9 protein-coding genes are annotated in these 7596 nt (G+C 66.0%); all 9 read right to left on the bottom strand.

All coding sequences use genetic code 11. The features are described from left to right. Positions 1–113: 113 nt before the first annotated feature. A complete protein-coding gene (locus QZT63_RS13235; RefSeq protein WP_290651915.1) occupies positions 114–875 on the bottom strand; it encodes a class I SAM-dependent methyltransferase in 762 nt (253 codons plus the stop codon). Between the two features lie 131 nt (positions 876–1006). Continuing rightward, positions 1007–1378, bottom strand: a complete 372-nt coding sequence (locus QZT63_RS13230) for a DUF971 domain-containing protein (RefSeq protein WP_290651913.1) — start codon at positions 1376–1378, stop codon at positions 1007–1009. Positions 1379–1454: 76 nt separating this feature from the next. Continuing rightward, the gene (gene hslU / locus QZT63_RS13225; protein ID WP_290651911.1) at positions 1455–2780 is read right to left on the bottom strand and encodes an ATP-dependent protease ATPase subunit HslU; all 1326 of its coding nucleotides are present in this window, start codon (positions 2778–2780) and stop codon (positions 1455–1457) included. Between the two features lie 7 nt (positions 2781–2787). Then, positions 2788–3351, bottom strand: coding sequence for an ATP-dependent protease subunit HslV (hslV, locus tag QZT63_RS13220; protein ID WP_290651909.1), 564 nt, complete (start codon positions 3349–3351; stop codon positions 2788–2790). A 126-nt stretch (positions 3352–3477) separates the two neighbouring features. Further along, entirely contained in the window at positions 3478–4401 is a 924-nt protein-coding gene (gene xerC, locus QZT63_RS13215) for a tyrosine recombinase XerC (protein WP_290651908.1), read from the bottom strand. Beyond that, the gene (locus QZT63_RS13210) at positions 4398–5096 is read right to left on the bottom strand and encodes a DUF484 family protein (RefSeq protein WP_290651907.1); all 699 of its coding nucleotides are present in this window, start codon (positions 5094–5096) and stop codon (positions 4398–4400) included. The genes xerC and QZT63_RS13210 overlap by 4 nt, the downstream gene beginning before the upstream one ends. Before the next feature lie 62 nt (positions 5097–5158). Further along, the gene (gene dapF / locus QZT63_RS13205; RefSeq protein WP_290651906.1) at positions 5159–6022 is read right to left on the bottom strand and encodes a diaminopimelate epimerase; all 864 of its coding nucleotides are present in this window, start codon (positions 6020–6022) and stop codon (positions 5159–5161) included. Then, positions 6019–7266: a diaminopimelate decarboxylase gene (lysA, locus tag QZT63_RS13200; protein WP_290651905.1), complete on the bottom strand. Its 1248-nt coding sequence runs from the start codon at positions 7264–7266 to the stop codon at positions 6019–6021. Before lysA ends, dapF begins: the two co-directional genes overlap by 4 nt. After that, on the bottom strand, positions 7263–7409 hold the full coding sequence (locus tag QZT63_RS13195; protein WP_290651904.1) for a lipoprotein: 147 nt from the start codon (positions 7407–7409) through the stop codon (positions 7263–7265). Before QZT63_RS13195 ends, lysA begins: the two co-directional genes overlap by 4 nt. Positions 7410–7596: the final 187 nt, after the last annotated feature.

Below are 7596 nucleotides of genomic sequence, written 5' to 3'. Positions count from 1 at the left end.
GTTCCTGGCAAGGCGCGCCGACGAGGCGTAGCGGGGACTACGGCGAGGAGGCGCAACGCCGCCAGGGGCCGTCAGGGCCGCGACAATCGTAACGTTATTTGCGGGACAGGACACTAGTACCGGTAACCCCGGTGAATGGCCACGATGCCGCCGCTGAGATTGGTGTAGTCGCAGTCCTCCAGGCCAGCGTCGCGCATCAAGTCGCGCAGCGCGGCCTGGTCCGGGTGCATGCGTATGGATTCGGCCAGGTATCGGTAGCTCTCCGCATCTCCGGCGATTGCCCGGCCCATGCGCGGCAGCACCTGGAACGAATATGTATCGTACAGGGGCTGCAGGGGTTTGATGTAGAGGTGCGAGAACTCGAGCACCAGCACGAAGCCGCCCGGGCGCAGGACGCGGCGCATTTCGGCAAGGGCCTTGGCCTTGTCGGTGACGTTGCGCAGGCCGAAGGCAATCGTCACGCGGTCGAAGCTGGCTGCGGGAAATGGCAGGGCTTCGGCGTTTACGCGGGCATAGTCGATGGTGCTCACAAGCCCGGCGTCGATCATCCGCGAGCGGCCTTCTGCCAGCATGGTCTCGTTGATGTCGGTCATGACAACCTGCCCGTGCCGGCCGACTTTTGGCGCCATGAGTTGCGTCAGGTCGCCAGTGCCGGCCGCGAGGTCGAGGACACATTGCCCGGGCCGAAGGTGGGCCATGGCGACGGTCTGGCGTTTCCACAAGCGGTGGAGGCCGGCCGACATCAGGTCGTTCATGAGGTCGTAGCGGCCGGCGACTGAGCTGAACACCTCGCCTACACGGCGCGCTTTTTCATCCCGCGGGACGCGCTGGTAGCCAAAGTCGATGGTGTCGTCGTCACGGGCGTTGTTGGTCACGGGTACTGTTCCATGCGTCAGGGCGGCAGCTGGTCGCTGCCAACGGTAACACCCGAGGCGATTGCAGGACACTAGTCCCGGATTAGGGGCCAGGGCAGGCCAAGCCCCTAATCCATTGTGCAACGGTGGTGTTACGGATCGGTGCTGCCTTCAGTGCGCCGCTGGTAGCCTGCTGCGGCCAGGGCATCCAGATACTGCTGCCAGTAGTCGTCCTGGTGGACGCCCAGCTCGTAGAGGTAATCCCAGGTGTATAGGCCGGTGTGGTGGCCATCGTCGAAGTACAGCCGCACGGCGTAGTTGCCGACAGGGTCGATGCGGGTGATGTTGACGTCCTCTTTGTTCACCTGCAGCACGGCCTGCCCGGGGCCGTGCCCTTTCACCTCGGCGGAGGGCGATTGCACCCGGAGGTATTCACACGACAGCGCGAACTGGCTGCCGTCATCGAAGCAGACGTCCAGGACCTTCGATGCCTGGCGGAGGTTCAGTTCGGTGGGCGTGGGCATAAGGGGCCTCCCGTCGCACAGCGCAATGTGCAGTGTTGGGCTGCGGATCCTGACACATCCTGTAAGCGCAATGCGCTCACAGGATGTACCGACTCAGATCTTCGTCCATGGCCAGCTCCTTGAGGTGCTCGTCCACATAGGCAGCGTCAACGGTGATGGTGTCCCGGCTACGGTCTGGCGCGTGATAGGAGACGTCCTCCAGGAGGCGTTCCATGACCGTGTGCAGGCGCCGGGCGCCGATGTTTTCAGTGCGCTCGTTCACCTCCCAGGCCACCTGGGCAATGCGATCGATGCCGTCTTTCGTGAACGACAGTTCGCAGCCCTCGGTCTTGATCAGCGCAGTGTACTGCTCTGTGAGCGAGGCGCTGGGTTCGGTGAGGATGCGCACGAAGTCGTCCACCTGCAGGGCATCCAGTTCCACGCGGATGGGCAGTCGGCCCTGGAGTTCGGGGATCAGGTCCGAAGGCTTGGACAGGTGAAACGCGCCAGAGGCGATGAACAGGATGTGGTCCGTGCGCACCATGCCGTACTTTGTGGACACGGTGCTGCCTTCCACCAGCGGCAGCAGGTCGCGCTGCACGCCTTCGCGGGAGACGTCACCGCCCTGGCCGCCTTCAGCGCGCTTGGCGACCTTGTCCAATTCGTCCAGGAAGACGATGCCGTTTTGTTCCACCCGCTCCACGGCGGTGAGCTTGATCTCTTCCTCGTTGACCAGCTTCGCGGCCTCTTCCTCCTGGAGGACCTTGCGCGCGTCACGGATCTTCATGGTGCGCTTCTGGGAGCGTTGACCGCTTAAGTTCTGGAACATGCTCTGCAGCTGGTTGGTCATCTCCTCCATGCCCGGCGGAGCCATGATTTCTACTCCCGAGGGAGCGGTCGAGACGTCGACTTCCACCTCGCGGTCGTCCAGGTCGCCGAAGCGTAGCTTGTTGCGCATCTTGGTGCGCGTCGCCTCGTCGTGGCCATCCCTGGCGTCATGGGTGCTCGCCCGTGGCAGCAGGATGTCCAGCAGGCGCTCTTCGGCCGCTTCCTCGGCGCGGTACTGGACCCGTTCCATGGCTTCTTCGCGGGTCATCTTGATGGCACTATCCACCAGGTCCCGGACGATGGACTCCACGTCCCGACCCACATAGCCGACTTCCGTGAACTTGGTGGCCTCGACCTTCACGAAGGGTGCCCGCGCGAGCTTCGCCAGGCGCCGGGCGATTTCGGTTTTGCCTACGCCCGTGGGGCCGATCATGAGGATATTCTTCGGTGTGACCTCGGCGCGCAGGGTTTCGTCAAGCTGCATGCGCCGCCAGCGGTTGCGCAGGGCGACGGCGACGGCGCGTTTGGCGTTACCCTGGCCAATGATGTGGCGGTCCAGTTCCTGGACGATTTCCCGGGGTGTCATCTCGGACATGGCTGATTCAGGCCTCCACAGTGGGGTTGTTGCCGCCGGGCAGTTCCTCGATGGTCAGGTGCCGGTTGGTATAGACGCAGATATCCGCAGCGATGTTCAGCGACTTCTCAGTGATCTCGCGGGCGCTCAAATCGGTGTTGTCCATGAGCGCCGTGGCCGCCGACTGGGCATAAGGCCCGCCGGAGCCGATGCTGATGAGATCGCGCTCCGGTTCAATGACGTCCCCATTGCCGGAGATCATCAGGGTGAGTTGTTTATCTGCCACCACCAGTAGTGCTTCGAGCCGACGCAGGGCGCGATCCGAGCGCCAGTCCTTGGCCAGCTCCACGGCCGCACGGGCAAGGTTGCCCCGGTGCTTCTCGAGCTGCCCCTCGAAGCGCTCGAAGAGGGTGAAGGCATCCGCGGTGCCGCCGGCGAAACCGGCGATCACGTCGTTGTGGTAGAGCCGGCGCACCTTGCGCGCGTTCCCCTTCATGACCGTGTTCCCGAGGGAGACCTGACCGTCACCCCCAAGGGCAACCCGGCCATTGCGCCGGACTGCGAGGATCGTTGTACCTGTGAACTGTTCCACGTGACTGCTCCGATGTGCGTGGCTGGAACGCTGCCATTGTAGTGGGCAAGCGCCTCGTTGGTCACCGTGGGGTGATGGGGTGTACGCACTGGCTTTTAAAGGGGGCAGCCCCAACGACCGTGTCGGTCAGTCCGTTCCGCGACCAGGGCCGCGCTTGCGCGCCCGCGGGTGCGCGGCGTCGTAGACCTCGGCGAGATGCTGGAAGTCGAGGTGGGTATAGACCTGGGTGGTACCGATGTTGGCGTGCCCAAGCAGCTCCTGCACGGCGCGCAGGTCGCCGCTGGATTCCAGCAAGTGACTGGCAAAGGAGTGGCGCAGCATGTGCGGAGACACCGGCTGCCCGAGCACCCCGGCCGCCAGCCGTGTCAGGCGATCCTCGATACTGCGCCGTGCGAGACGTCCGCCGCGCTGGCTGACGAACAGCGCCTGCTGTGCCGGTGCTGCCAGCTGTCTGCGTTGGCACAGCCACTGGCCCAGGCGCTCACGGGCACGCCGGCCGACGGGCAGGATCCGCGTGCGCGCGCCTTTGCCGGTGACCCGCACTGCGCCCTCGTTCAGATCGAGGCCGTCGAGGTCCAGGCTCGCGGCCTCGCCGAGTCGCAGCCCGCTGGAGTAGAGCAGCTCGAACAACGCCAGGTCGCGGATCAGCAACGGATCATCGCCCGGGTCCAGGCCGTCGAGCAACCGTGCCACGGCGTCTGCGTCCAATGTGCGAGGCAGCCGTTTGCCGGTCTTGGGCGCGGGGACGTCAGCGGCCGGGTCGCTGCTCAATAGCCCCTCGCGGACCAGGTAGCGGAAGAACGTGCGCAGGGCGGCCAGGCGCCGCTGCAGGGAACGCCCGGCGAGGCCTCGGCGATGGCCGTGGGCGACAAATTGACGGATGTGGTGGCTGTCAAGCGCACCCCAGTGGGTGAGCGCGTGGGTGTCGCACCAGTCCACCAGCGCCTGCAGATCCCGCCGGTAATGCTGGCGGGTCAGGTCGGCAAGGCGCCGCTCATTGCCCAGATGGCCGTCGAAGCGCTCCAGGCAATACAGCGCCTCGGGTGTCATGGCGTCGCCGGGGTGCGGTACGCACGCAGGGCGCGCCCAGCCAGCTGGCCCAGCTGGCGCAGGAATACAGTGCCCTGGCTGGGATTGAAGCGCTCGGCTTCGAAGCTGCCCACCGCCAGGATGCCTGTCACCTGATGGTTATCGCTGATGGGGACCACGGCGGCAGAGCCCAGGTGCTCGGCGGCGTCGCCGAACAGGAGCCGGCCCTGCTCGGCGTCCAGCTGCCCCAGGCGCGGTTGGCCCGTTTGCAGGAACGCGGCGAACGCCGGGCGCTCCTCCGGCGCGAGAATCTCCTGCCCGCCCCGTTCCCCGTCCAGCGGAAACAGCGCGATCGCCACCAAGTCCGGCCGGAACTGATTCTGCAGCCCGGCTTTGAGGTTCAGCAACAGGCCGTCCAGATCCTGGCTGTCCATGAGCTCCAGGGTGATCCGGTGGAGGCGCTCGGCGAGCCGGTCGTTGTCACGCGCGACCTGGAGCATCTCATCCAGGCGATGTTGCAGTTGTCGGTTATCGTGCCGTAGCCGATTCATTTGGTAGGTGATCAGCGACGTCGCCTCGCCGCACTCGTGGCGAATCCGCAATCCCGTGGCCAGCGCCGGGTGGCGCATGAAAAACTCCGGGTCCCGCTGCAGATACGCGGCCACGGCCTCTTCGGGAAGCGTGTCATCGAGTCCCGCGCTGTTTTGGCTGGTCATCGGCCATCCTCCAGTGATGTGCCCGGTGGCGACCGGGTCCGTGTAAGCCAATAGCTGGCAGTCTATCCGACCTGGTCGGAAGCGTCATCGTCCCGGGGCAGCGCGAGGTCTCCCCGGAAGACACTGGTGGCGGGCCCGGTCATCCACACCGCCTCCCCCTCGCCGGGCCACTGAATCTCGAGGCGTCCGCCGGGGAGGTCCACGGCAACGGTCTCGTCCAGTAGCCCCTGCAGACGCCCTGCCACGGCGGCCGCGCAGGCGCCGGTGCCACAGGCGAGGGTCTCGCCCGCGCCGCGCTCGTGGACGCGCAGGCGCACGTGACCCCGGTTGACGATCTGCAGAAAGCCGGCATTGACATGGGCCGGAAAGTCGGCATGCGTCTCGATCGCCGGGCCAAGACGAGCCACGGGCGCGGCGTCCACATCCTCCACCAGCAGCACGGCGTGGGGATTACCGATGGACACGGCGGCGATGATGAGCGTCTCGCCCTCCACAGTCAGTGGATAAGTCGTCGCGCGATGGGCGGCCCGAAACGGGATCACCAGCGGGTCCAGACGCGGTGGCCCCATGTTGACCGTGACACGCCGGTCGGGCTCCATACTGACTTCCGTGGGCCCGCCCAAGGTTTCGATGGTGAGCTGGTCCCGGGTTGTTAGCCCCTCGTCCAGCAGAAAGCGCGCGAGACAGCGCACGCCGTTGCCGCATTGCTCCACTTCACGGCCGTCGGCGTTGAAGATCCGGTAGCGGAAATCCATGCCAGGCTGCGTGGCCGGCGCGGCAAGCAGCACCTGGTCACAGCCCACACCGTGACGGCGGTCCGCGAGGAATCGAATCGCGTTGGGGCTCAAGGACACGGACTGGCGAATGGCGTCGATGACCACGAAGTCGTTGCCCAGGCCGTGCATTTTAGTGAACCGGAGTGTCATGGCAGCCGCCGCTCCGGTGCCAGCTGATCCTCGACGGTTTCCCGGCGCCGTACCAGGTGCACGCGGTCACCGTCCACCATCAGCTCCGGGGGGCGTGCGCGGGTGTTGTAGTTCGAACTCATCGCAAACCCGTAAGCGCCGGCGGAATGGACGGCTAACAGGTCGTCCGTGGCCAGGACCAATGTCCGCTCCTTGCCCAGGAAGTCCCCCGTCTCGCACACCGGGCCGACGACATCGTAGAGCACGGGCTCGCGGTCCTGCCGGGGGCGTACCGGCCCAATGTCCTGCCACGCATTATACAGCGCCGGGCGCAGCAGGTCGTTCATCGCGGCGTCGACGATGGCGAAGTTCCGCTCCGGCGTTGGCTTCAGGTATTCCACCCGGGTCAGCAGCACACCGGCGTTGGCGGCAATGGAGCGCCCGGGCTCCAGATACACCGTGAGCCCGCGCTCGCGCAACCGGGGCAGCATGGCCCGCGCGTAGGCCACCGGCTCGGGTGGTGTCTCATCGCGATAACGCACGCCCAGACCGCCGCCGATGTCGATATGTTCCAGCTGCAGCTCGGTGTCCCGCAAGCGGTCGATGAGCGCCAGGACCCGCTCCAGGGCATCCTCGAAGGGTGCCGTGCGGGTGAGCTGGGAGCCGATATGGAAATCCACGCCCACGAAATCCAGCTGCGGGAGGCTGCGATGCCGACGGTAGAGCGCTTCTGCGGTTTCAATGCCGATGCCGAACTTGTTCTCCTTGAGTCCGGTGGAAATGTAGGGGTGAGTACCGGCGTCCACGTCCGGATTCACGCGCAGGGAGACCCGCGCGCGCTGGCCCAGGCGGCTGGCCACGTGATTCAGGCGCTCGAGTTCGGGCTCGGATTCCACATTGAAGCAACCCACCCCGGCGTTGAGGGCCTGGGCCATCTCGTAGCGGCTCTTGCCGACCCCGGAGAAGACCACGCGGGCCGGCTCGGCGCCGGCGGCAAGCACCCGCTCGAGTTCTCCCCCGGAAACGATGTCGAATCCGGAGCCCAGCCGCGCGAGCACATCGAGCACGGCCAGGTTGCTGTTGGCCTTCACCGCGTAGCAGACCAGATGGTCGATATCCGCGAAGGCCTGATCATAGGCCCGCCAGGCGCCCTCCAGCGCGGCCCGGGAATAGACGTAGGCGGGCGTGCCATACTCGCGGGCAACACGTTCCAGGGGCACATCCTCGGCGTGGAGGGTGCCGTTGCGGTAAACGAATGGGTTCATGCGGGTCGCGCCTGGGCGGCTGGGGCGGGCGCCGGTGGGCCTTTAAGGGCGTTGTCGTCCTCGTCGGGGAGCTGCAGATCCCCCCTCTGCCCGCAGGCGGTGATAAGCAGGCTCAGCAGCAAAATGGCGACGGTGCGGCGCATGGCGTTGTCCTTGGTTCCGGCGAACGGCTCCCCGGCAAACCCCGGGGTATATCTTTGTGCTTCGGTGCTAGTGTCCTGTCCCGCAAATAACGTTACGATTGTCGCGGCCCTGACGGCCCCTGGCGGCGTTGCGCCTCCTCGCCGTAGTCCCCGCTACGCCTCGTCGGCGCGCCTTGCCAGGAACCGT

The organism is Aquisalimonas sp., assembly GCF_007120195.1.
Lineage (GTDB): Bacteria > Pseudomonadota > Gammaproteobacteria > Nitrococcales > Aquisalimonadaceae > Aquisalimonas.
The sequence above is the reverse complement of the archived record's forward strand: the minus strand, read 5'-3'. Positions and strand labels throughout refer to the sequence as shown.